The sequence below is a fragment of the Halorubrum depositum genome, from assembly GCF_007671725.1.
Classification (GTDB): Archaea; Halobacteriota; Halobacteria; order Halobacteriales; family Haloferacaceae; genus Halorubrum; species Halorubrum depositum.
This window is the reverse complement of the sequence record NZ_VCNM01000002.1, coordinates 1-22,468: the sequence shown is the minus strand read 5'-3', so window position 1 is coordinate 22,468 and position 22,468 is coordinate 1. Positions and strand designations below refer to the sequence as shown.

The following is a 22,468-nucleotide window of genomic DNA, read 5'->3' as shown; positions in this document are numbered from 1 at the left end:
TGTTGAGATCCGTATTGCTCGATAGAGAATCCGTGCCGGATACAGAGTATCTGATCAGCAGAATTGTCAGTCGTCCATTCGAAACATTCTGCGGTTAAAATAGCCGCTAGTTAGCGAGGCATCCTTGCCTAGGGCCCCGGAACGAATACAGTCGGCACATTTTGACAACTTCTACCAGACGACGGGGCGAGAAGACGGACGTCGCTGCACGGTTCTCGATCAGGCGACCAGCGAAAGTAGAACGGAATTCCCTCAGAGAAGAAGTTAGGGTTTTGCTTCGAAGACCAGACTGGTCGGCGTCTCGGCCGCCCGGCGGAAACGCGTGAACCCGCCTCCGGTGACGACCTCTCGCGTTCGGTCCTCTCCCGCCTGCGCGCCGAGCCCGTACCCGACGTCTTGACTGAGCGAATTTGGCGTACAGGCAAGTGTCGAAATAGAGTATCCGAGGCGGCCAAACGGGGTGAGATTGTTTTCGACCTGGTCATCGGCGTACGGTTCGACGATCATCCACGCACCGTTCTCGCTTAGCGTCTCTCGAACGTGAGCAGCCACCCCGACGGGATCCCCCATGTCGTGGTAGCAGTTGAACATCGTCACGAGGTCGTAGTCGGAGCCGGTGTACTCCCGCGCGGTCGCCGCTTCGAAGCTAACGCGGTCGGCCACACCCGCCTCTTGCGCCCGCTCGCGCGCTACCTCGATCGATTCCTCATGGTAGTCGATGCCGACGACAGTCGAATTGGGGTACGCTTCGGCCATGCGGATCGTCGGCGCGCCGTGACCACATCCCACGTCGACGATCCGGCCTCCCGATTTCAGCCCGTCATCGACGCCGTCGAGCGCTCCGACCCAGTCGAGCAGGAACGCCCCGTAGGACGGCCCGAAGAAACGTTCCGTCCCGTGGAACACGTCCTCGTCGTGTTCGTGCCAGCCGATGCCTTCGCCCGTTCGGAAAGCCTCCTTGAGTTCGGGGCCTATCTTTGCCACTGACCCGACCAGCTGGAACGCACCGGGCATGAACACGGGGCTCTCCTCGTCGGCCAAGATGTGCGCCTGCTCCGGGGTGAGGTAGTACCGGTCAGTCTCAGTGTCGTAGGTCACGTACCCGCCCGCGGCCTGCGAGCGCAGCCACTCACGAACGTACCGCTCGACGGTTTCGGTTCTGTCGGCGAGTTCAGATGACGTGAGCGGCCCCTCGTCATCAAGCGTCTCGTACAGCCCGAGCTCGTCGCCGATGACGACCAGTGCGGCGTGAACCGTCGCACCGAGATCGACGAGGGAAGTCGCGACGAGTTCGCTTAGTTTCGCTTCGTTTATCGGTTCGAGTTTGTCTGTGTCTAATGATTCACTCATCGTTGTTCACCGATCAGTCGTCTCCCGTCGCTTCGGCGGGGGTTTTGATGTGTAGCTGGATGTCTTGAGCGAGTGATAACAGCGTGTAGACGGGCGCTCGTCGCGCCCACTCATCGATCAGGTCGTCGTCGATGTCCTCCCCGTCAATTTCGACCTCCGCGGTCAGATTCTCGTACACCGAGTCGGCCTCCTTGAGTTCAGCGAGACTAAAGAGGACCGCCGGATCGAAATCCGTCCCGACGCGCGTCCGAAGACGGTCGATGTCGACGCCGTTCGCGGCGGCGTTGATCGTGATGCCGACGTTGATACAGGCGGCGAGCGCAGACAGCGCCGCTTCGATGGGTTCGATTCGATCGGTCGCACCGACCCACCCACCGGCGTCCAGCACCTCCTTCCAGGCGCCGTACGGAACGGTGTATTCACGCGTCTCGCGAGCGACTGTCTCGCCGCCGAGGTCGTAGCTATCGATCTTTGCCAGGCTGTGCGCGGCCGTCCCCTCGTAGGTCGCGGCCGCCCCGAGGCCGAGCTGAACGGCTTCGGGATTCTCGGCCGCGTGTTCGGCGAATCCTTCGAGTGTTTCGAGGTCGATCCCGTGCATGAGTTGCCGGTCGTCAGTCATTGTTTCGTTGTACCTCCCGACAAGCGACACGACGACCCCTGAGACGTTGTAGCTATCTCGTGCGATTTCGGCAGGCCCGGCTATTCTTTCAGCGACTGCACACGCGGCAACAGGTGCTCACTGAACTCCGCCGAGAAAACGATGACAGACCGGCCCGTGCTGCGAAGTAGAAGAGGAGGCACTGAGCGACCGGATGGACATCGCGCTCACGGGACCGGGAGCGTCACTCCATGTAGGCTTCGGGGGTGACCGGTCGCGCATCGGTCTCGAAGGATGCATACGTCGATTCTGCCCACTCGCGGATAGCCGGAACGTCGGTGTCGATCAGTGCCTGGACTGACCCGCTGTCCTGCTCGTAACAGCTGATGGTAACTCGGGTTTCTAGCAGGCCAATTCCGCATTTGGGGAGTTCGTCATGCTCGAGAACCGTGAAATTGTCTCGTTTCTCCATCTCTAAACTGCGCTCGGGATACGTCGTGATGAAGTATGCGTGACATCTCGGTCGGTCGACTAACGTTATGTCTACACTGGCGTCGATCAACGAGAGGAGCACGTCGAAGCAGGGCTCCATCAAGGCAACCTCTGGTCGGAGATAGCGGACCTCGTTCGTCTGCCTGAGCAGCGACTTGAATCGGTTCACGGGACGGTAGGGTGAATCGGGCTCCGAAAGTGTGACAGTCGTCTCATCCCATGTCTCGATCGGGACTTCAACCATCTCGTCTGGAAGCCAGTGCCAGATGTCACGCAGCTTCCGCTCGGTTTCGAAAAGTTCGATCAGATCCTCCATCCCGGTCGCGATGGCCTCTCCCAACCGCGTTGCCACATACTTGTACCCGTCCTTTCGAACCCAAGCGCGGTCTTCGAATTCGCTTAACGTTCGTCGGACCGTCGACGACGACATCTCAGTCAGCTCACAGAGTTCGGAGCGACTCCGGGGACGCTCCGTCAGCGCGACGAGCATCGGGATGCGATGTTCGGATCGAGAGAGGTACCCGATGTCGGCGATCGGCGAATCACTGGCAAGTGAATTCATACCATACATAGCTGAGGTACGATAATAATCATTCGCTTCGGGGGTGTGGCGACTACATCTAACGGGATACGGAGGGTGTGTGACTGTCACCGACCCTTCATTCTCTTGGAGAATCCTCGGATAAAGTGCCAGAAAGATTCTTCCAACCCATACAGCAGGGTATCGTCATAGATCGCCATAAACCCCTTCAGCGGTACGCAAATCATCTGAACGAACCGATTCGGTTAAACATATCTGCGACGCGTATTCGCGATCGATAAGCGCCTCTCTGTTCAGCACGGCTCCTAACTCCCGTCATCTGTCGCGGATTTCAACGGAACGAGAAAAAACCGCGAACCGCCTACAGCCGCAACCGCTCGACCGACGTGCCGGCGTCGCCGAAGTCGGCGAGGGCCGCGTCCGCGTCGTCGCCGTCGGCGGTCGCCGCCGCGACGACCACCGTGGTGGCCTCGAGGTCGGCGTCGAGCCGGACCTCGTACTCGCCGTCGTCGGCCGTCGCCAGCGTGGAGCCGTCGGCGGCGTACACCGCGACCGCGTCGCCGTCGGTCTCGCCGGAGACCACCAGGTCCCCGCCCGCGTACTCGACGGCGGCGGTAAGGTCGGGACCCGCGGGCCGGTCGCGCTCGACGTAGCGCTCGCGGACGGCGGTCGGGGTCTCGACCGGCTCGCCGGCGTCGACGCCGTGCGCGAGCCGGATGTAGCCGGCCATCGACCACGCGAGCGGGGTCGCCCCCCCGGTGCCCTCGCCGAACTCCCAGCCGTAGTCGGTCGGGTGTTCGCGGTCCCACACCTGCTCGGGGAGCATCCGCCCGGAGTTGCCGAAGCCGGCCATCGTCTCCAAGAGGGCGTCGGGCTCGAGTTCCGCCTCGTCGGTGCCGCCGAAGGCGTCCGGGCCGTCGGCGCGGGCGCGGAGCTCGTACTCGCCGCGCTCGCCGGTGAAGATCGGCCACAGGCGCCCGCGGCCGTCGCCGGTGCCGGCCCACGGCGCGCCCGGGTCGCCGGCGGCGATCTCGCCGTAGGCGTCGCCGACGTAGCGGTACCACGCGGGGCCGTACGGCGTGTCGACGCGGATCGAGTCGTCGACGACGGAGACGGAGTTCCGGACCGTCTCGTCGTCGGCCGGCTTCACGCCGAGCCGGACGAGTTCTAAGAATCCGCCGTCGACGATCTCCCGCTCGTCGTACGTCGGCCCGTCGTTGGCAATCGTCCGCGGCCGCCCGGACTCCGGATCGCCGTCGGCGGTGATCCGGAGGTAGTACGGCGTCTCGGCGTGGCGCTCGGTCCCGGTCGACGTCGCGCACCACTCCTCGACGCGCGCGGCCCAGTCGTCCGCGAGCCCGAGCCACGCGAGCGCGTCGGCGCGGAGCTCTTCCGGAGCGGGACTGCCGCCCGAACCGGTCGCGCCGCCGCCCGACTCGGCCCGATCGGCCTCCGCGAGCGCGAGCGCGGCGCCGCAGACGAGCCCGGCGATCTCGGCGGCGATGCTCGACGGCGAGAAGCCGGCCTCCTCCTCCCACCGTTCCTGTGCCGTCTCCGGGCCGTTCTCGGCGATGTAGCCGAGCGATCGCCGGACCTGGTCGTAGCTGTAGTCGGCGTCCGCCGGCGTCATGCCGTGCTCGTACAGCTGCCACGCCATCACCGACGGGAACGCGATGTTGTCCATCTGCTCGCCGCCCCACCGGGTGCGGCCGTCGATATAGGTGTTCTGCGGGAGGAAGCCGTCCGCGTCCTGCTGGGTGTTGTAGAGGTACGCGAGCGCGTTCGCGCCCCGCTCGACCTCGCCGACCTCGATCAGCGCCGTGAACACCTGGTAGAGGTCGCGCGACCAGACGAAGTTGTAGCCGTAGCCGCGGTCCTCGGCGGCGTACTCGGTCTCGCCCCACGGCACCGACGGGCTAGCGATCCCCGCGCCGTCGTGGCGCTTGTCCTCCACGGCCGCGAGGGTCATCAGCGCGAAGCGGTACTGCGCCTCCAAGTCCGCGTCGCCGGTCACCGAGTCCGGGAACTCCCGGCCGGAGAGCCAGTCGCGCCACGTCTCGACGTACGAGGCGGAGACGTCGTCGAAGCCGCGCGAGATGGCGCCGCGGGCCTCGCCGAGCGCGGCCGCGGTGTCCGCGTTCTCGGCGAACCCGAGCGCGACCGTGTCGGAGACCGCGGTCCCGCTCCCGACGAGTCCGGCGAGGACGACGTTGCCGGTCGCCTCCGCGGCGCCCTCGCCGCGCTCGCCGTCGCCGAACAGGGCGTCGGCCTCCCCGCCGCCGGCCGCGAGGACGCTGGCCCACTCGAACCGGTCGTCGCTGGCGAGCGCGAGCGCGACCTCGAAGGAGTCGCCGTCGTCGTCGACGAGCTTCCCCGTGTTCCGCTCCGCCGCGTCGTCGTTGCGGGCGAGCAGGTGGTAGCCGTCGGCGCCCGCCACGCGGTCGCCCCGGTCGTTGGTGCCGACGTTCGTGATCGTCGTGTCGACGAGGGCGTACACGTCGTACTCCCGCTCGCCCTCGAAGTCGACGTCGGCGAGGACCGCGTCGCCGTCCGTGTCGACCGCGTACTCGACGGTGAGCGTCCACTCGTGGCCGTGGCCGTCGCCGGTCTCTCGGATCGTCTGCGTGTACGCCAGCGCGTCGCCGACCGTCGGCTCCGTCGTCCGCTCCACCGTCTCCGTCGTGGTGACGTGACTCGTCTCGTCGAACGTCCGGACGGTGTGGCCCGTCTCCGGGTCGGCAATGAGGAAGTCGAACGTCCGGACGTTCATCACGTCGATCCGGGGGAACCGCGCCTCGGTGAGCGCGCCCTCGGTCAGCGTGAACCAGACCGGGACCGGGTCGTCGGTCTCGTGGTCGGCGGGCGTGCCGACGCCGAACTTCCGGCCCGTCGTCCAGTGGGGCGCCTCGTCCGGCCCGGTCGGCCGGTCGTGCGGGACCGGGAGCGCGCCGTGCTTCGCGAGCGTCACCGTCGCCTCGATCCGGAGCGCGTGCGACCACCCGATCGGCGTCGCGCTGTCGAGGTCGCCGTCGTCGAACGCCTGCTCGGCGAACAGCCCGGCGTCGTTAACGAAGTGGCCGTCCGGCTCGCAGAGCCGGTACAGGTCGCGGGCCGCCCCGAACAGCTCGTCGGCGTCGTCATCGTCGGCGCCCTCGCCGTCGCCGTCACCGTCTCCGTCGCGCTCGCGGATCAGCCCGCCGAGCCCGGCAGCGGCCGTCGCGCCCCACAGCGTCGCGATCGACCACACCTTCGCGGCGCCCTGCTCGGCGGTGCGCCAGTCGTCGCCGGTGAACCTGACGAGCCCCTCGACGTCGGCCGTCTCGCGGCGGAGCGCCTCGACCGAGTTCCGGACGTGGGTCGACACGCGGTCGAGGAACAGCTCGAAGTCGGCCGTCGCGACCGCCGCGCCGGAGCCATCGGTGACCGCGCCGTCGACCTCGGCGCGCTCTTCTCGCAGCGCCGCGTACTCTGCGGTCGCGCCCGCGAGCGCGAACGTGCTGGCGTCCGCTCGGTCGTCGCGGCTCCCAGCGCTCGCGCGCTGCGGGAACCGTTCGGTGTCGGGGTTCCAGCGGCCGTCGAGCCCGGCGAGCGCCTCGTCGGCCGCCGCGGCCGCCGCGACGCGCGTCTCGTCGTCGACCGGGGCGCGGGCGACCGCGGCGAACGCGCGGAGGTACGTCGCCCCGGTGTGGGTGAACCGCCCGAGCGCGTTCTCCCAGCAGTTCTGACAGCGGCGGGGGAGCCCGTCGTCCTCGGTCGTCTCGCGGAGGAAGGCGACCGCGTCGGCGATCGTCGCGTCGATCCGCTCGCGCCACTCCTCGGGGAGGTCCGTCGTTCGTCGGAGCCGGGCGAGGAACGCGACCACGGACGCGGGCTGGTCGAGCTGGTCGTTCGGGCCGGCTGTCCCGTTGGCGCCCTCGATCCGGGCGTTCGCCCAGCCGGGGGCGACCTTGCCGGAGTCGGCCCAGACGCGGTGGGGCCACGAGCCGTCGGCGTCCTGCGTGCGACAGAAGAAGGCGGCCGTCGCGAGCAGCTCCTCGTCGGCGTCGAGACCGATCTCCTCGCTCGCGCTCAGCAGCGCCGTCGCGGTCTCCGCCTCGTCGCGGAACCAGGTGTAGCCGTAGCCGCCGGAGGTCGAGTAGAAGGGGTCGAACTCGGGGGCGGCGATCCGGGCGCCGGACTCGGCCGTCAGCAGGTCGAGCGCGCGGAGGTCGCTCGCGATCACGCCCCGGCGCGGGACGTCCTCGGGGACCGTCGGCCCCCGGCCCGCCGCCGCTTCGCGGAGGTCGTCGGCGTCGGGGTAGGCGGTCGCGATCCGCGAGAGCTCCTCGATCCGCCGCTGGCGGTCGGGGCCGTCGGAGAGCGCGGCCATCGCGTCCTCTCCGGTGTCCCGGGTCTCCTGCCGGTCCACGACCGCGCGGCTCGCCAGCGTGACGCGCTCGGTCCGGCCGTCGCGCTCGAACGGCGCGCGGACGACGACGTCGGGGGTGAGCCGCGAGTCCTCGCGCTGGTCGATCTCCCCGCGGTGGGGGAACCCGTTCTCGTCCTCGCCGAGCAGCTCCGTGATCGTGCGGAGCCGCTGGCCGTGCGCCGCCGAGAGCCCCGTCGACGCAGTGAGGAAGTCGTGCTCGGAGCGGTGGTACACCTCGACGACGCTCCCGTCGGCCGGCCCCGCCTCCTGGTGGACCAGGTTCCCGACGCGGCCCTCGACCATGTCGGGCGAGAACGCGCAGGCGGCCACCAGTTCGGCACCGGCCGGCGGCGCGCCGCGCAGTTCGACGTGGGTGAGGTGGGTGTCGCTCACGACGAGGTCGAACTGGTGGATCGTGTACCGCCCCGCGTCGTACTCGGTCTCGACGAGCGGGGTGTCGCCGTCGTAGTGTTGACGCGTCGTGGTGAGGTCGTCGAACCAGCGGACGCCGCGACCGGCCGTGATCCCCATTCGGAGCCGATCGGCCCCGCCGACTCCCGACAGGGAGTACGAACAGTCGTGGACGGTGCCGTCGGGTCCGACGTGGACCAGACGGCCGTCGTCGCCCGTGAACGCGCCGGCGGTCGTGGGACGCTCCGCCGGATAGCGCTCGCCGCGCCGACGTTCGTGCTCCGTGAGAGCGGTACGCAGTCGCATAGTCGCCCTGCGATTCCCTCGGTAAAAGCCTTGACGAACGAGGCGAGCCGTCGGCCCCGACGCGATCGAGCGAAGAGCAACACCGAAGACCCCGGGCGTTGATGTGTGTCCCATGCACCACCCTGGACCCCCCCGATTCCTCTCGACCGGGGAGACGACGCAGCTCGCGCCGCGGGACCCGGACCCGACGGCGAGTTACGAGTGGCGCGTCGCCGACGCGCCGCCGGACAGCGAGGCGACCGTCGGCGACGAATCGGTGACGGAGTTCACGCCGGACGCTCCCGGACGCTACCGCCTCGGCCTCGACGCGCCCGACGGCGACCACCTCCTCACGGTCCGCGCGTTCGCGGCGAGCTACGAGGGCGTCGACGTCGCCGGCGGCAGCGGCACGGCGATCCGCGACCGCGACGCCGACCACGCCGCGATCGACTACGGCGCCGAGCGCGCCCACGAGGGCGTCGGAAAGCCGCGCGTTCGGCTCGACGCGACCGTCGAGGAGGCGGCGGGAGGCGAACCGAGCGGGAGCGGCGCGGTCGGCGGCGAGAGCGCCGAAGTCGTCGTCCGGGCGACGCCGACGCCCAACCCCGAGTCCGCCCTCGACGCGTCCGACCTGGCCGTCGCCTTCGTCGTCGACGACCGCGACGTCGAGCGCGCGGTCGCGGAGGGGCGACGCGACCCGCGGGACGCGGCCCGGACGACCGACGACGGGCGCGCCCTCCGGGTCCCGACCGACGCCGTGCCGGACCGGCTCCGCGTCCACGGGGTCGCCGTCGCCCGCGAGCCGGGGCGCGAACAGCGGGTGAGCGTCGCCGACGCGGTCGCGGTCGAGCGAGCCGGTCAGGGGGCGCTTCCCGACGCGGACGAGGCGAACGACCCGGACCCGACGGCCGCGACCGGCGCCGACGGGCCCGCCTTCGAGACCGTCCGGCTCAACCAGCCGCCCGAGTGGACGGCGGACGCGACCGTCTACGAGGTGTACGTCCGGACGTTCGCCGACGCCGACGAGGGGGAGGCGTTCGCGGCGATCGAAGACCGGATCCCGGAGATCGCCGCCCTCGGCGTCGACACGCTGTGGCTCACCCCCGTCCTCCAGCACGACGGGAAGCCGCACGGCTACAACATCGTCGACTTCTTCGACGTGGCCGAGGACCTCGGCGACCGCGACGACTACGAGGCGCTCGTCGAGGCCGCCCACGACAACGGGATGCGGGTGCTGTTCGACTTCGTCGCCAACCACACCGCGCGCGACCACGAGTGGTTCCGGGACGCCTATCGGAATCCGGAGTCGCCGTACCGCGACCGCTTCGAGTGGCAGGAGTCTGGCGAGCCGGGGACGTACTTCGACTGGGAGCTGATCGCGAATCTGAACCACGCGAACCTCGACGTGCGGCGGTTCCTGCTCGACGTGATCGACGAGTGGGCGCCGCTCGTGGACGGGTTCCGCTGCGACATGGCGTGGGCCGTGCCCGACTCGTTCTGGCGCGAGCTCCGCGACCGGGTGAAGGCGAAGGACCGCGAGTTCCTGCTGATGGACGAGACGATCCCGTACATCCCCGGCTTCCACGAGGGGATGTTCGACGTCCACTTCGACGCGACGCTGTACTTCCAGCTCCGACAGGTCGGCCGCGGCGCCGAGCCCGCCGCGTCGGTGCTGGACGCGATCGACCAGCGCGCGGAGATCGGCTTCCCCGACCACGCCGGCTTCCTCCAGTACATCGAGAACCACGACGAGACGCGCTACCGCGTCGAGTGCGGGGACGCGGCCGCGGCCGCCGCCGGCGCCGCGACGTTCACGCTCCCCGGCGTGCCGATGGTGTACGCCGGCCAGGAGATCGGGCAGCGCGGCCGCCGGGACGCGATCGCGTGGGACCACGCGCGCGAACCGGTCCGCGAGCGCTACGAGCGCCTGATCGCGACCCGAGAGGACCATCCGGCGCTCGGCGCCGACGGCGACCTCGAACGGGTGGGGTACCACGTCGCCAGCGGCGACCTCGACGAGCGACCGATCGTCGCCAGCGGGGACGTCCACCCCGACGACGTGGTGGCGTTCCGCCGGCGCGACGACGCGGAGTCGCTGATCGTTGTCCTCAACTTCGCCCCGGAGCCGGCGAGCGTCGCGGTCGACGCCGACCACGCGGACCGCGACCTGGTCACCGGCGACTCCTGCGTCGTCGTCGACGGCGAGGGGACCGAGCGGATCAGCGTCGACGAGGTCGCTGTCGTCCGGGAGCGGGAGTGAGCGTCGGGCGGGGTCGATCCCCGCCTCAGCGTCGGTCCGGGGCGCCGCCCGCGATAGTGACACGGACGCAACGCTTGAGTCGGTGGGGGTCGCAGGGGGACGCATGCGATTCGACCGCTCCGACGGCGTGTTCTGCCACGTCACCTCGCTGCCGGGACGACACGGGATCGGCGACCTCGGCGACGGCGCGGAGGCGTTCCTCTCGTTCCTCGGCGACGCCGACGTCGACCACTGGCAGATCTGCCCGCTCGGGCCGACGATACACGGCGCCGGGGAGTCGCCGTACCAGTCGCCGTCGGCGTTCGCCGGCAACCCCCTCCTGATCGATCTCGACGGGCTCGTCGCCGACGGCCGGCTCGACGAGGCCGACCTCGAACCGGTCCCCGACTTCCCCGACGACCGGGTCGACTACGGCGCGGTCCGCGAGTACAAGCTCCCGCTGTTGCGCGACGCATTCGAGCGGTTCGACGCCGCGGACGCGCCCGAGGCCGAGGCCGACCTCGACGCCTTCCGCGAGCGCGAGCCCTGGCTCGACGACTACGCGCTGTTCCGGGCGCTCGCCGAGGCGCGCCCCGAGGGGACGTGGGTCGAGTGGCCGGAGCCGCTCCGCACCCGCGACCCCGAGGCGCTCGCCGACGCCCGCGAGGAGCACGCGACCGAGGTCCGGTTCCGGGAGTTCGTGCAGTGGACGTTCGACCGGCAGTGGCGCGACCTCCGCGCGGTCGCGGCCGAGGAGGGCGTCTCGATCGTCGGCGACGTGCCGATCTACGTCGCGCTCGACTCGGCCGACGTGTGGGCGAACCCGGAGGCGTTCCGGCTCGACGAGGGGAACCGCCCGACCGAGGTCGCGGGCGTCCCGCCGAACCCGGGCGACGACGGGCAGCGCTGGGGGAACCCCGTCTACGACTGGGAGCGGCTCGCCGAGCGAGAGTACGACTGGTGGATCGCCCGGTTCCGGCGCCTGTTCGAGCTCGCCGACGTGGCGCGGCTCGACCACTTCCTCGGGTTCGCGAAGTACTGGGCGATCCCGGCCGACCGCGACGACCCGGCCGCCGGCGAGTGGCGGGAGGGACCGGGTCGCGACTTCTTCGAGACGGTCGAGCGCGAGCTGGGGCAGGCTCCGTTCATCGCCGAGGACCTCGGCTTCGAAGAGCCGGCGATGAACGAGCTGATGGCCGAGTTCGGCTTCCCGGGGATGCGCGTCCCGCAGTACGCCGACTGGTGTCAGGAGGGGAACCCGTACCAGCCGATGCACTACCCCGAGGGCGTCGTCGGCTACACGTCCACCCACGACACGGACACGTGGGTCGGCTACTTCGAGGACCTCCCCGAGCGCCAACGCGACTGCTTCAGGTACAACGTCGGCGCCGACGGCGACCGCGCGCCGGAGTGGGAGGTCATCGACGAGGTGTGGAGCTCCGAGGCGGTGCTCGCCGTGACGACGATGCAGGACCTGCTCGGGCTCGGCAGCGAGTCGCGGTTCAACGAGCCGGGGACGATCGACGGTAACTGGGAGTGGCGCGTCACTCGGGACCAGCTCGACGACGAGATCGCTGACCGGCTGTGGGAGCTCGCCGGACGGCACATCCGGTAGCGCGGTGCTCGGGAGCATCATCCCAAGTTCGCCGCTCGTCCACGTCGCGGTGATTGTCGCCGCGACCGCTGCCATCTGGATCGGCAGCGGATGGCTCGAGGAGGCGGCCGAGACGCTCTCCGCGTACTACGGGCTGCCGGCCGTCGTGCAGGGGTCGATCGTCGTCGCCGTCGGGTCGAGCTTCCCGGAGCTGGTGAGCGTGCTCGTCACCGCGCTCGTCGGCGTCTTCGACATGGGCGTGGGCGCGCTCGTCGGTTCCGCCATCTTCAACATCCTCGTGATCCCCGCGTTGTCGGGGCTCAACGCGGAGGGCCCGCTGGAGTCCAGCCGGACGATCGTGTACAAGGAGGCGCAGTTCTACATGATCGCCGTCGCGGCGCTCGTCGTGACGTTCTCGCTCGCGGTCATCTACGTCCCGGTCCCTTCGGAGGGGATCGCGGGCGAACTGACCCGACCGCTGGCGCTCATCCCGCTGACGCTGTACGGGCTCTACCTGTTCATCCAGTACCAGGACGTGGGCGACGCCGACGTGGAGACGGTCCGCGAGGGGGTCGACGTCGGCCGGGAGTGGGGGAAGCTCGCGGCCGGACTGCTCGTCATCGTGGTGACCGTCGAACGGCTGGTCGCGTCGGTGGAGTCGCTCGGCGCGACCTTCGGTATCCCCGAGTTCCTCGCGGGCGTCACGATCGTCGCGGCGGCGACGAGCCTCCCCGACACCCTAGTGAGCCTCCGGACGGCGGAGGAGGGGCGCGGCGCGACCAGCCTCGGGAACGTGCTCGGCTCGAACACGTTCGACCTCCTCGTCGCCATCCCGCTCGGGGTGCTCATCGTCGGCCGCGTCGAGGTGAACTTCTCGACGGCCGTCCCGATGTTCGGCGTGCTCACGCTGGCGACGGTGCTTCTGTTCGCGGCGCTCCGGACGGACCTGTCGCTCACGAGCCGGGAGTCGTACCTCCTGCTCGCGGCGTACCTGCTGTTCGTGACGTGGGTGGTCGCAGAAACGGTCGGAGCGACGAGCCTCTTGCGGGGCGTGTGAGCGCCTACCGGTTCCGACCGATGATGAAGTAGAGGACGAGGCCGAGCAGCGGCGCGAGGAAGGCGACGATGGCCCACAGGAACGCGGGCTGGTCGCTGCGCTGCTTCGCGTCCGAGTAGATCCAGACGATGATGGCGAGCTGTACGAGCAGCACCAGCAGACCGAACAGGAAGGCGATCCCGCCGGCCAGGGCCTCCTGCAGCAGTATCGGGGACATCGGTCGAACTCACTCGGGGACGTAATAAGTGTCTTTGGGGCTCGGATCGCTGCCCCGAAATCGTCGCGCTCGGCCCCGTCTCCGGCTGCGATGGCGGCGTCGCCCTCGGCCCCGCCCCGACCACGAACCGTTTTGGTCCGGCGGCGCTCCGATCCGCGCATGGACCTGACAATCGACGCCGACCGCCTCCGCGCGGACCTGGAAGCGAACGCGGCGTTCGGACGCGTCGAGTACGACGACCCGGAGAAGCGCGGCCGGACGAACCGGACCGGGAGCGAGGCGAACGCCGCCGCCCGCGACCGGCTCGTGGAACGGATGGAGGCGGCCGGCCTCGACGTCGCCGTCGACGAGGTCGGAAACGTCCTCGGCACGTGGACACCGGAGTCGGCGGACCCGGAGGCGGCGCCCGTCGTGAGCGGGAGCCACCTCGACAGCGTCCCCGAGGGCGGGATCTTCGACGGCCCGCTCGGGGTGTACGCCGCGCTGGAGGCGGTGCGGGCGATGCAGGCCGCGAGCGTCGATCCCGAGCGCCCGGTCGGCGTCGTCAGTTTCACCGAGGAGGAGGGGTCCACGTTCGGGAACGGGCTGCTCGGGTCGTCGGTGGCGACCGGCGAGACGACCCTCGACGAGGCCCTCGCGTCAGAGAGCGACGACGGGGAGACGCTGGGCGAGGCGCTCGACCGGATCGGCTACCGCGGCGACGACGCGATCGGCCCCGCGAGGTGGGCGGCGTTCTACGAGCTCCACGTCGAGCAGGACACCGTTCTGGAGGATGCGGGCGCGGACGCCGGCGTGGTGACGACGATCACCGGGATCACCCACTGCGAGGTCGCGATCGAGGGCGAGGCGAACCACGCGGGCGCGACCGCGATGGGCGACCGGACCGACGCGCTCGCGGCCGCGAGCGAGTTCGTCCTCGACGTGGAGTCGGCCGCGAACGCGGTCGTCGACGAGTCGAGCGCCTCCGCGGTCGGCACCGTGGGGTCGCTCACCGTCTCGCCGAACGCGACGAACGTCGTCCCGGGCCGCGTCGACGCCGGCGTGGACGTGCGCGACGTCGAGGCCGCGTCGATGGAGACAATCGTCTCGGCCGCGCGCGAGTCGCTCGCCCGGCTGGAGCGCGAGCGGGGCGTCGAGACGTCGCTCGAACGCCCCTTCGACGTGGCGCCGACGCCGATGAGCGACCGGCTCCGGGAGGCCGCGCACGCCGCCGCAACCGACGCCGGGCGGACCGCGATCGACCTCCACTCCGGCGCGGCGCACGACGCGATGCGCGTCGCCCGCGTCACCGACGCCTCCCTGCTGTTCGCGCCCTCGCGGGACGGAATCTCGCACAACCCCCGCGAGTGGACCGACTGGGCGGACTGCGCGGCCGCGACCGAGGTGCTGGCGGGGGCGCTGGCGCGGGTCGCGGTCGGCGGGGAGTGACGGGTCCGGAGCGTCGCGGTCGGATCGGACGACCGGACGTCACAACCGTTTTGCCGGTCGGCCGCGACCGGCGAGCGTGAGACGTTCACTCGCGCTCGCCGCCGTCGCGCTCGGCGTCGTCGCCGCCGCCGCCGGCACGCTGGTGGGGACGACGGGCGCCCTCGGCGACTGGCCCGACCTGGTCGGCTATCCCGCGACGATCGTCGTCGAGCGGGCGCTGCTCGTCGTCGCCGTGGGGGCGCTGCTGTACGGGTCGTACCTCCTCGTGGTCGGCGTCCTGATGCGGTCGGCGAACAAGCGGCGCGCGTACAACACGCGCAACCTCCTGCGGCTCGTCTTCGGCTTCGTGGGGACGATCGCGACGCTCGCGGTGTTGACCGAGAACTGGCTCGGCCTCCTCTTTTCGCTCGGAGTCATCGGCTTCGCGGTCACGTTCGCGCTCCAGCAGCCGCTCCTGTCGCTTATCGCGTGGGTGTACATTACGGTCAAACAGCCGTACGGCGTCGGCGACCGGGTCCGGATCGACGACGCGAAGGGGGACGTGATCGGCGTCGACTTCCTCGTGACGACGCTGTGGGAGATCAACGGCGAGCTCGTCACGACGAACCAGCCGTCGGGGCGGGTGGTGACGGTGCCCAACAGCGTCGTGCTCTCCTCGAACGTCGTCAACTTCGGCGGGGGCGGCTCTCCGTACGTGTGGAACGAAGTGGGCGTGCAGGTCGCCTACGAGACCGACCTCGATTTCGTGCGCGAGGTCATGGCCGAGGAGGCGAGCGACCTGCTCGGCGACGAGATGGCCGCCGGCATCGCGGCGTACCGTGAGGCGCTCGCCGAGACGCCCGTGGAGCTGGAGGTGTACGACAAGCCGACGGTGAACGTGACGCAGGGCGAGTCGTGGGTGGAGCTCCGCGTCCGGTACCTCACGCACCCGCGTCGGGGACAGCGCGTGAAGAACCGGCTGTACGAGCGGATCCTCGACCGCTTCAACGACGCGCCCGACCGAGTGGCGTTCCCGGTGAGTCGGAACCGGTAGCGGACGGCGATATCGGCGACCGATGACGCGGTCGCCGGCGGCACCGACCGGCAGTGACCCGCGGATCCAACATGATTTATATACCGGGAAGTTTCGGTTCGCTGTCGCGTCGTCGATCACGCCGAGAGTTCGAAGTGCCGTAAACGGTCGTTATCGCGACTATCGAGCCGATTCTCCGAGATGTATGCTAACTCGATTCACGAAGTATTTATATACTCTGACGACTTACTATTGGTTAACGAATCGGCTCGCCCGGCACCAGTATTTCAGTCGGGAGTTCGATCGGAGAGAACCCATGACAGAAACACGTACGCGCGATTACGGCGGAGAAACGGAGCGAGAGCGAACGAGCCGGGATCGGACGACGGAGACCGACGAGTCGGAGTCGACGGCGGCGGAGCGGACCACGACCTGTCCCGAGTGCGGCGGGAGCCTCGTCACCGACACGGAGCACGGCGAGACGGTGTGTGACGACTGCGGGCTCGTCGTCGAGCAGGACTCGGTCGACCGCGGGCCGGAGTGGCGCGCGTTCAACTCCGGCGAGCGAGACAGCAAGTCGCGCGTCGGCGCCCCGACGACGAACATGATGCACGACAAGGGGCTCTCGACGAACATCGGCTGGCAGGACAAAGACGCCTACGGGAAGTCGCTGTCGAGCCGGCAGCGCCAGAAGATGCAGCGGCTCCGCACCTGGAACGAGCGGTTCCGCACCCGCGACTCCAAGGAGCGCAATCTCAAGCAGGCGCTCGGCGAGATCGACCGCATGGCCTCGGCGCTCGGCCTCCCGGACAACGTCCGCGAGACCGCCTCCGTCATCTACCGCCGCGCGCTGAGCGAGAACCTCCTTCCCGGCCGCTCCATCGAGGGGGTCGCCACCGCGTCGCTGTACGCGGCCGCTCGGCAGGTGGGGAACCCGCGGAGCCTCGACGAGTTCACCGCGGTCTCCCGCGTCGACAAGATGGAGCTCACGCGGACGTACCGCTACGTCATCCGCGAGCTGGGGCTGCGCGTCCAGCCGGCCGACCCCGAGAGCTACGTCCCGCGGTTCGTCTCGCGGCTTGAGCTCTCCGAGGAGACCCAGCGGCTGGCCCGCGAGCTCCTCGACGGTGCGAAGGAGAGCGGCATCACGAGCGGGAAGTCCCCGGTCGGGCTCGCCGCCTCCGCGGTCTACGCGGCGGCGCTCCTCTCGAACGAGAAGGTGACGCAGAGCCAGGTGTCCGACGTGGCCGACATCAGCGAGGTCACTATCCGGAACCGGTACAAGGAACTCCTCGAGGCGAGCGAGGGGCTGGCGCCCTGACACGGCCGTCCGAACGGTTCTCTCCCTGTCATTTTCTCTCCGCGTTCGAGCGCCCTCGAATCGCTCTCGCCACGTACGTTTTTAACCCGGCCGCGTGTACGGCCGGCCATGGTGGATGCGTTCGTCAGACTCGTCTGTCCGGAGTGCACCAAGGAGTGGCAGGACAACCCCGCTGATCTCCAGAACCTCCGCTCGAACTTCAGCTGTCCCGAATGCCACGCGACCCGTCGGCTGACGGAGTTCATGCGGACCGAGCGCGACCTCGAAGCGGTCAAACAGTTCCAGTAGCTCGCTGCGGCTGCGCTCGCGCCCGCGGGATCTCCTCGGCGGATCGTCGCTCTGGGCGGACCGTCGCGCCCGAGACCGGCGAACCGACCTCCCGGCGCGACAGCGCCGCGTCTCGGAGTCCGATCGACGATCGTCGGCCGGTAGAACCTTCCCGATCGATAACCCGAAAATACCCGTCTACGCCTCCTAGACGGCGAATACGCGAAGCCCCTTGGTAACGTGACTCAAGATAATAATATAAACCTCCGGTAGCAAAGGGCTGTTACTCATGAAGAAGCAGGAGCTCATCCATCTTCACGGCCTTCTCGCGGAGGTACGAAAACAGTGCGAGTTCTGGAACGAGGACATCGACCTCGAAGCCTACGAAGAACTGGGCGTCAAGCCGACATCGATTCACAAGTCGAAGACCGACCACAAAGCGGCCGTTTTTAAGCTGACCGAGGGGATCACGGAGCCGATGGAGGAGTCCGAATCGGAGCCGCTGGCCCCGACCGCAGACTGAGATTTCGTTCCGCTTCCCGTCGTTCCTCACCCGTCTAGCGGCAGCCGCACCCGTGCGTTCGTCCCTCGAACGGTCGATCCCGGTAGACCAGTTCCGTACGGGATCCGCCGACACGAGGGAGCCTTCGGCTCGCTCCGACCCCGCCGGAGTTCGCCGGGAGAGTCCGAGGCGCTACGGTTCGTCGTCAGGGTGCGAGTCCGGCTCGGTCTCGTCCTCGTCGTCCGCTTCGATCACCTCGACGTCGAGCACCTTCAGCGGGATGTTTCGGAGCCGTTGGCCGATCTCCTTCCGCGCGACCCGACTGGCGTGTTCGGCGCGTTCGACGTTGAACACGTCCATGTGGAGTTCGAGAGCGACGAGCGCCTCGTCGGCGGCGACGAAGGCGGGCGGTAGCTCCTCGCCCGCGGGCGACGTGCGGCTCCCGGTGTCGATCTCGACGTAGCTGAGGTCCGGATTCAGCATCTCGCCGGTCTTCGATATCGCGATCCGGACGGCTTCGTCGGCGGTCCCAACGTCGTACACCGGGACGGCGGCCTCCACGGCGACTCGGCAGTCCATCACGGTACCACCTACCACACGATCCAATATGAAACTTCGGCCGACAGGTCGAAGCGCCGAAACGACGGCCGCCCGCGACCGGCCCGACTCACTCGCCGCCCGCCCGGAGGTAGTAGAACACGTACGTCTGGGCGTAGCCGGCGTACTCGCCGCCGAAGCGCTCGCGGATCGCCCGCGACGTCTCGGCGTAGTTCCCGCGCTCGCAGTCGGGATAGTACTCCTCGATCGTCGTCCGGATCCAGGTGTCGAGCGGCACCGCCTCCAGGAAGCCGAGCGAGAACAGCAGCACGCAGTCGGCGACCTTGTCGCCGACGCCGACGAACCGCGTCAGCGACTCTCGCGCCTCCTCGTACGGGAGGTCCGCGGCCGTAAGCGGGTCCGCCTCGCCCGACGCGACCATCTCGGCCGTCCGCTGGACGTACGGCGCGCGGTAGCCTAAGGAGAGGTCGCGAAGCTCCGCTTCCGTCCGGGCGGCGAGCTGCTCGGGCGTCGGGAACGCGTGGTATCTCTCCCCGCCGAGCTCGACGACGTCGCCGTACGTCTCCCGGAGGCGTCGCTGCATTCCGTGGATCCGCGCGACGCGCATCTGCGCCGAGCAGATAAAGGAGATGAGACACGGGAAGACCGGGTCGCGGGTGAGTCGCATCCCTTCGTACGCGTCGTACGCCCGTTCGAGCAGGGGGAGGTCCGGGGTCGCGTCGAGGATCGCGTCGAGGTCGTCGTCGAGCCGGAACAGGTGTTCGATCAGCGGGACGGCGTCGGTCGCCGACTCCCAGTAGAGCGTCCCGTCGTGGACACCGCCCTCGTGTCTGACCCGCAGGGGGACGCGCTCGTCGACGACGCCGGGAATCGGCGAGACGACCGTCTCGTACCACTCGTCGCCGCCGTGAGCGTGGAGATCCGCGTAGGTGTCCCCGTCGGCGCGGTTCCAGAGGTAGCTCTGGCCGCTCTCGACGGTCGCCTGCAGGTCGAACGGACCGGCCAACTCCGCGATGTCGATCGCGCCTCGTTCCATTACCGATCCGAGGGAGTCGCAGCGGTATTCGGATTTCGGTACCGGCCGAGGCTCGCGACGTCGCGCCATCGGTGTCGGGGTTCGGCGTCGACGACACCGCGGGCGAATCGCCGGCAACCCCCACGGGCGAAGCGGGGTTTTTGCCCGGTCGCCACGTAGCGAGGGTATGCCGACGTACCGCCGGACGACGCGCGTGCCCGCGCCCATCGACGAGGTGTGGGCGTTTCACTCCACGATCGACGGCCTCCGCGCGCTCACGCCGGACTGGATGAACCTCCGCATCGGCGGCGTCGAGGGACCGGACGGGGAGCCGGACCCGGAAGTGCTCGCCGAGGGGTCGCGGATACGGATGTCGATGCGGCCGTTCGGCGTCGGGCCCAGACAGCGGTGGGTCTCCCGGATCGTGGAGCGGGAGCCCGACGGCGACGCCTCGGTCGAGGGGAGCGCGCGCTTCGTCGACGACATGGTCGGCGGCCCCTTCCGACGGTGGGAGCACACGCACGCCTTCTACGACGACGGCGAGGAGACCCTCCTCGTCGACACTGTCTCGTACCGGCTCCCGCTCGGGCCGCTCGGCGACCTCGCCGGGCCGTTCGCGAAGGTCGGATTCGAAGGGATGTTCCGCGACCGACACCGGCGGACGATCGAGCGGTTCGAGGCGTGACGGATCGACTCCGACGTCAGCCCGACGCGCCCGTCGACGTCAGCGCGATTCCGGCGAGGACGACGGCGCCGCCGACGAGCGTGACTGGCGTCGGCGCCTCGGACAGGAGGAGGAACGCGAGCAGCGTCGCGCCGACCGGTTCGCCGAGCAGCGACACGGACGCCACGCTCGACTCGACGTGCGCGAGCGCCCAGTTGAGGACGGTGTGTCCGAGCAGGCCCGGGCCGAGTGCCAGCCCCGCGAAGATCGCCCACTCGCGCGACGGATACCCGGCCAGCGGGTGCCCCTCCGCGAGGACGAGGGCGAGGAGCGAGGCGGTACAGACCCCGTAGACGACGACCACGTACGGGACGAGCGAGACGCGCTGCCGGAGCGACCGACCGGCGAGGACGTAGCCGGCCGCCGTCACCGCGCCGAACAGCGCCAAGCCGTTTCCGTAGAGCGGTCGCGGCCCGACGAGCACCCCGCCGAGGAGGTCGCCGACTGACATCGCGACCATCCCCGCGACCGCGACCGCGATGCCGACGGCCATTCGGCGCGTCACGCGCTCTCGGAGGAGCAGCCACGCGCCGAGCGCGACGAACACCGGCTGCGCCTGGACGAGCGTGACGCTCGCCGCGACGCTCGTCCACTCCAGGCTCTCGAACCAGGCGGCGAAGTGGAGCGCGAGCGCGACGCCCGATAGCGTCGCGAACGCGAGGTCGCGGCGCCCGATCCGTGTGAACTCGGTCCGGTACCGCCAGAGCGCGACCGGGAGCAGCGGCAGCGTCGTGAACAACACCCGGTAGAACGCGGCCACCGAGCTCGGCGCCTCGCTGAGCCTGACGAGGATCGCCCCGGCGCTCACCGCGACCACCGCGGTGGCGAGGGCGGCCGCCGGCGGGACGCGGGGATCGGTCGACATCGAGTCGTCAGTCGGTTCCGGCCCCCGTCGCTTACCGGTTTCGGGACGAAGCGGTGCGGCCGGGACGCGCCGACGGAGATTTGCGACTCCGGTCCGAACGTCGGCGCATGTGCGCAGACACGTTCGGCGTGGGCGTTCACCTCACCGAGGAGGAGCTCCAGTTCGTCGTTCACGTCCCGTCGGACGTCGACTCCGGGTGGACCGACCCCGAGGCGTTCCAGTCGCTGGTCGCCGAGACCGTCTGGGACCTGCTCGATCAGCGGGCCGTCCTCGGGACCATCGCCGAACGGTTCGAGACGGGGACGACCGTCACCCTCGGCACGGTCACGCTCGAACCGGACGGCACCGTCGTGTCACACGAGCTCGACCCTCCGGCGGCAGCGCCGGGCGACGGGACGGAGTGAATCGGACGGGTGAACGCCACGAGACCGACCGCTCAGTCGTCGCCGACGGTCTCCGGCCCGCCGTCCGGCCCCGATTCGTCCGCCGACGCCGCGAGAACGGCTCCGACGACCCACATCCGATCGAGGTCGTACGCGGTGAGGTCGTACCGCGTCGAGCCGACGGTCTCCCCCCACGTGTCGAGCACGCCGAGTCGCACGAGCCCGGACAGCGTCGCGCCGAGCGTCCGCGGCGTCGTCTCCGGGTCGGAGAGGGCGGCGTGGACCTGCCGCGACTGGGGGTAGTTCCGCGTACAGCGCTCTATTCCGTCGCGCGCCTCCGCCCAGTGACGGCGAACGTACCCGAACGTCGTCGGATCGTCGCGGTGCAGTCGGTCCAGCGCTCCCGCCACGGGATGGTCGACGCGCCCCACGTCGCCGGTGAGATCGAACACCGATCGGACGTCCGCCGCCACTTCGGGGCGGTACGAACACCCGACGATCACGTCGCCGACGCCGGACAGTCCGCGCAGCGCCGTCACGAACGACCGAGTCGCTTCGGCGCCCCGTTCGGTTATCACCGGAGCGATGTCGTCTATGACGACGGCGGGCGCTTCCCCCTCGAAGTCGTCGACGTACGTCGACACGGCGTCCATCACGCGATCGAGCGACGCTGACGCGTCGAGCATCGTGTACGCGAGCCGCCGCCCCGGCACGACCTGCGTCGTCGCCGTCGATCCCCGAGTGGTGTCGCTCGCGGAAACGATCGCCTCACGAGACGGTCCCGATCCGGGCGAGCTGCGCCATCCGCGTCGCCACTCCTCGATTCCGGTTCCGAACAGCACGGAGATCATCCGCTCCAGCGGCACACCGTCACGGACCGGTGGCTGTCCAGTCGCGGACAGTCGCACCGTGACGTTGTGGTCGGGATCCGTCGGAACGGCCATCTATAACGTTAGCTTCAGCGACAAAATTGATAAACTTATGGGTAGACATCTCAATATTGAAATTCGGGCGCGGGGCGGCCGAGCGGCGATGCGACGCGAGATCGCGCTGTCGACGTGACGTGGTCTCGTACGGAAATCGTCGGTTTGAGGGTGGCACGACAGCCGACCGCTCCTCTCGGCGTCGATTGAAAACGGGTGGGGCAATCGCCCCATATGAATGGGCAGGCGGCGAACCGCGGTTCCCAGAGGATCGCTCA

The 22,468-nt window shown here is 69.3% G+C and carries 19 protein-coding genes; 10 read left to right on the top strand and 9 right to left on the bottom strand.

Annotation, left to right across the window (positions count from 1 at the left end):
- Window positions 1-264 precede the first annotated feature (264 nt).
- The 4 genes from FGM06_RS07630 to FGM06_RS07615 form a co-directional block, all read right to left on the bottom strand.
- Window positions 265-1,350, bottom strand: a complete 1,086-nt coding sequence (locus FGM06_RS07630; RefSeq protein WP_144798568.1) for a class I SAM-dependent methyltransferase — start codon at window positions 1,348-1,350, stop codon at window positions 265-267.
- 13 nt (window positions 1,351-1,363) lie between these two features.
- A complete protein-coding gene (locus FGM06_RS07625; RefSeq protein ID WP_144799916.1) occupies window positions 1,364-1,969 on the bottom strand; it encodes an OsmC family protein in 606 nt (201 codons plus the stop codon).
- A 223-nt stretch (window positions 1,970-2,192) separates the two neighbouring features.
- Entirely contained in the window at window positions 2,193-3,002 is an 810-nt protein-coding gene (locus FGM06_RS07620; RefSeq protein WP_241662549.1) for a helix-turn-helix transcriptional regulator, read from the bottom strand.
- 340 nt (window positions 3,003-3,342) lie between these two features.
- On the bottom strand, window positions 3,343-8,106 hold the full coding sequence (locus FGM06_RS07615; RefSeq protein ID WP_144798566.1) for a glycoside hydrolase family 15 protein: 4,764 nt from the start codon (window positions 8,104-8,106) through the stop codon (window positions 3,343-3,345).
- A gap of 112 nt (window positions 8,107-8,218) precedes the next feature.
- Between FGM06_RS07615 and malA the strand changes: the two genes are divergently transcribed.
- From malA to FGM06_RS07600, 3 genes are all read left to right on the top strand, one after another.
- Window positions 8,219-10,345 carry an alpha-amylase MalA gene (gene malA / locus FGM06_RS07610; protein ID WP_144798565.1) on the top strand — a complete coding sequence of 709 codons (2,127 nt, stop codon included), beginning with the start codon at window positions 8,219-8,221 and terminating at the stop codon, window positions 10,343-10,345.
- Between the two features lie 103 nt (window positions 10,346-10,448).
- Window positions 10,449-11,939: a 4-alpha-glucanotransferase gene (gene malQ / locus FGM06_RS07605; protein ID WP_144798564.1), complete on the top strand. Its 1,491-nt coding sequence runs from the start codon at window positions 10,449-10,451 to the stop codon at window positions 11,937-11,939.
- 4 nt (window positions 11,940-11,943) lie between these two features.
- Window positions 11,944-12,975, top strand: coding sequence for a sodium:calcium antiporter (locus FGM06_RS07600; protein ID WP_144798563.1), 1,032 nt, complete (start codon window positions 11,944-11,946; stop codon window positions 12,973-12,975).
- Window positions 12,976-12,979: 4 nt separating this feature from the next.
- Here the strand turns inward: FGM06_RS07600 and FGM06_RS07595 are convergent, their stop codons facing one another.
- Window positions 12,980-13,192: a PLDc N-terminal domain-containing protein gene (locus FGM06_RS07595; RefSeq protein WP_144798562.1), complete on the bottom strand. Its 213-nt coding sequence runs from the start codon at window positions 13,190-13,192 to the stop codon at window positions 12,980-12,982.
- A 159-nt stretch (window positions 13,193-13,351) separates the two neighbouring features.
- On the opposite strand from FGM06_RS07595, the gene FGM06_RS07590 reads away from it, so the two are divergent.
- The 5 genes from FGM06_RS07590 to FGM06_RS07570 all read left to right on the top strand — a co-directional run bounded on the left by FGM06_RS07590 (window position 13,352) and on the right by FGM06_RS07570 (window position 17,743).
- Window positions 13,352-14,620: a Zn-dependent hydrolase gene (locus FGM06_RS07590; protein WP_144798561.1), complete on the top strand. Its 1,269-nt coding sequence runs from the start codon at window positions 13,352-13,354 to the stop codon at window positions 14,618-14,620.
- 76 nt (window positions 14,621-14,696) lie between these two features.
- Window positions 14,697-15,653: a mechanosensitive ion channel family protein gene (locus FGM06_RS07585; RefSeq protein ID WP_144798560.1), complete on the top strand. Its 957-nt coding sequence runs from the start codon at window positions 14,697-14,699 to the stop codon at window positions 15,651-15,653.
- Window positions 15,654-15,948: 295 nt separating this feature from the next.
- Window positions 15,949-16,953: a transcription initiation factor IIB gene (locus FGM06_RS07580; RefSeq protein ID WP_144798559.1), complete on the top strand. Its 1,005-nt coding sequence runs from the start codon at window positions 15,949-15,951 to the stop codon at window positions 16,951-16,953.
- Window positions 16,954-17,061: 108 nt separating this feature from the next.
- Complete coding sequence (locus tag FGM06_RS07575; protein WP_144798558.1) at window positions 17,062-17,241, top strand: DUF7836 family putative zinc-binding protein; 180 nt, start codon at window positions 17,062-17,064, stop codon at window positions 17,239-17,241.
- A gap of 268 nt (window positions 17,242-17,509) precedes the next feature.
- A complete protein-coding gene (locus FGM06_RS07570; protein ID WP_094522443.1) occupies window positions 17,510-17,743 on the top strand; it encodes a UPF0058 family protein in 234 nt (77 codons plus the stop codon).
- A gap of 171 nt (window positions 17,744-17,914) precedes the next feature.
- On the opposite strand, the gene FGM06_RS07565 is transcribed toward FGM06_RS07570, so the two are convergent.
- Window positions 17,915-18,301 (bottom strand): DUF555 domain-containing protein, encoded by a 387-nt coding sequence (locus tag FGM06_RS07565; RefSeq protein WP_144798557.1) that lies wholly within the window; start codon window positions 18,299-18,301, stop codon window positions 17,915-17,917.
- Window positions 18,302-18,389: 88 nt separating this feature from the next.
- Window positions 18,390-19,316, bottom strand: coding sequence for a DNA-3-methyladenine glycosylase family protein (locus FGM06_RS07560; protein ID WP_144798556.1), 927 nt, complete (start codon window positions 19,314-19,316; stop codon window positions 18,390-18,392).
- Window positions 19,317-19,482: 166 nt separating this feature from the next.
- Between FGM06_RS07560 and FGM06_RS07555 the strand changes: the two genes are divergently transcribed.
- Window positions 19,483-19,980 carry an SRPBCC family protein gene (locus tag FGM06_RS07555; protein WP_144798555.1) on the top strand — a complete coding sequence of 166 codons (498 nt, stop codon included), beginning with the start codon at window positions 19,483-19,485 and terminating at the stop codon, window positions 19,978-19,980.
- Between the two features lie 16 nt (window positions 19,981-19,996).
- Here the strand turns inward: FGM06_RS07555 and FGM06_RS07550 are convergent, their stop codons facing one another.
- Window positions 19,997-20,884, bottom strand: a complete 888-nt coding sequence (locus FGM06_RS07550; protein WP_144798554.1) for a DMT family transporter — start codon at window positions 20,882-20,884, stop codon at window positions 19,997-19,999.
- Between the two features lie 107 nt (window positions 20,885-20,991).
- Between FGM06_RS07550 and FGM06_RS07545 the strand changes: the two genes are divergently transcribed.
- On the top strand, window positions 20,992-21,288 hold the full coding sequence (locus tag FGM06_RS07545; protein WP_144798553.1) for a hypothetical protein: 297 nt from the start codon (window positions 20,992-20,994) through the stop codon (window positions 21,286-21,288).
- Window positions 21,289-21,320: 32 nt separating this feature from the next.
- Here the strand turns inward: FGM06_RS07545 and FGM06_RS07540 are convergent, their stop codons facing one another.
- Complete coding sequence (locus FGM06_RS07540; RefSeq protein WP_144798552.1) at window positions 21,321-22,211, bottom strand: DUF7504 family protein; 891 nt, start codon at window positions 22,209-22,211, stop codon at window positions 21,321-21,323.
- Window positions 22,212-22,468: the final 257 nt, after the last annotated feature.

Excerpts from the sequence above, each read along its gene's own strand:
- FGM06_RS07550 (WP_144798554.1), bottom strand. The coding sequence starts at position 20,884 with ATGTCGACCGATCCCCGCGTCCCGCCGGCGGCCGCCCTCGCCACCGCG.
- FGM06_RS07545 (WP_144798553.1), top strand. The coding sequence starts at position 20,992 with ATGTGCGCAGACACGTTCGGCGTGGGCGTTCACCTCACCGAGGAGGAG.
- malQ (WP_144798564.1), top strand. The coding sequence starts at position 10,449 with ATGCGATTCGACCGCTCCGACGGCGTGTTCTGCCACGTCACCTCGCTG.
- FGM06_RS07590 (WP_144798561.1), top strand. The coding sequence starts at position 13,352 with ATGGACCTGACAATCGACGCCGACCGCCTCCGCGCGGACCTGGAAGCG.
- FGM06_RS07565 (WP_144798557.1), bottom strand. The coding sequence starts at position 18,301 with ATGGACTGCCGAGTCGCCGTGGAGGCCGCCGTCCCGGTGTACGACGTT.
- FGM06_RS07570 (WP_094522443.1), top strand. The coding sequence starts at position 17,510 with ATGAAGAAGCAGGAGCTCATCCATCTTCACGGCCTTCTCGCGGAGGTA.
- FGM06_RS07580 (WP_144798559.1), top strand. The coding sequence starts at position 15,949 with ATGACAGAAACACGTACGCGCGATTACGGCGGAGAAACGGAGCGAGAG.
- FGM06_RS07625 (WP_144799916.1), bottom strand. The coding sequence starts at position 1,969 with ATGACTGACGACCGGCAACTCATGCACGGGATCGACCTCGAAACACTC.
- FGM06_RS07575 (WP_144798558.1), top strand. The coding sequence starts at position 17,062 with ATGGTGGATGCGTTCGTCAGACTCGTCTGTCCGGAGTGCACCAAGGAG.
- malA (WP_144798565.1), top strand. The coding sequence starts at position 8,219 with ATGCACCACCCTGGACCCCCCCGATTCCTCTCGACCGGGGAGACGACG.
- FGM06_RS07630 (WP_144798568.1), bottom strand. The coding sequence starts at position 1,350 with ATGAGTGAATCATTAGACACAGACAAACTCGAACCGATAAACGAAGCG.
- FGM06_RS07540 (WP_144798552.1), bottom strand. The coding sequence starts at position 22,211 with ATGGCCGTTCCGACGGATCCCGACCACAACGTCACGGTGCGACTGTCC.
- FGM06_RS07555 (WP_144798555.1), top strand. The coding sequence starts at position 19,483 with ATGCCGACGTACCGCCGGACGACGCGCGTGCCCGCGCCCATCGACGAG.
- FGM06_RS07595 (WP_144798562.1), bottom strand. The coding sequence starts at position 13,192 with ATGTCCCCGATACTGCTGCAGGAGGCCCTGGCCGGCGGGATCGCCTTC.
- FGM06_RS07620 (WP_241662549.1), bottom strand. The coding sequence starts at position 3,002 with ATGAATTCACTTGCCAGTGATTCGCCGATCGCCGACATCGGGTACCTC.
- FGM06_RS07560 (WP_144798556.1), bottom strand. The coding sequence starts at position 19,316 with ATGGAACGAGGCGCGATCGACATCGCGGAGTTGGCCGGTCCGTTCGAC.
- FGM06_RS07615 (WP_144798566.1), bottom strand. The coding sequence starts at position 8,106 with ATGCGACTGCGTACCGCTCTCACGGAGCACGAACGTCGGCGCGGCGAG.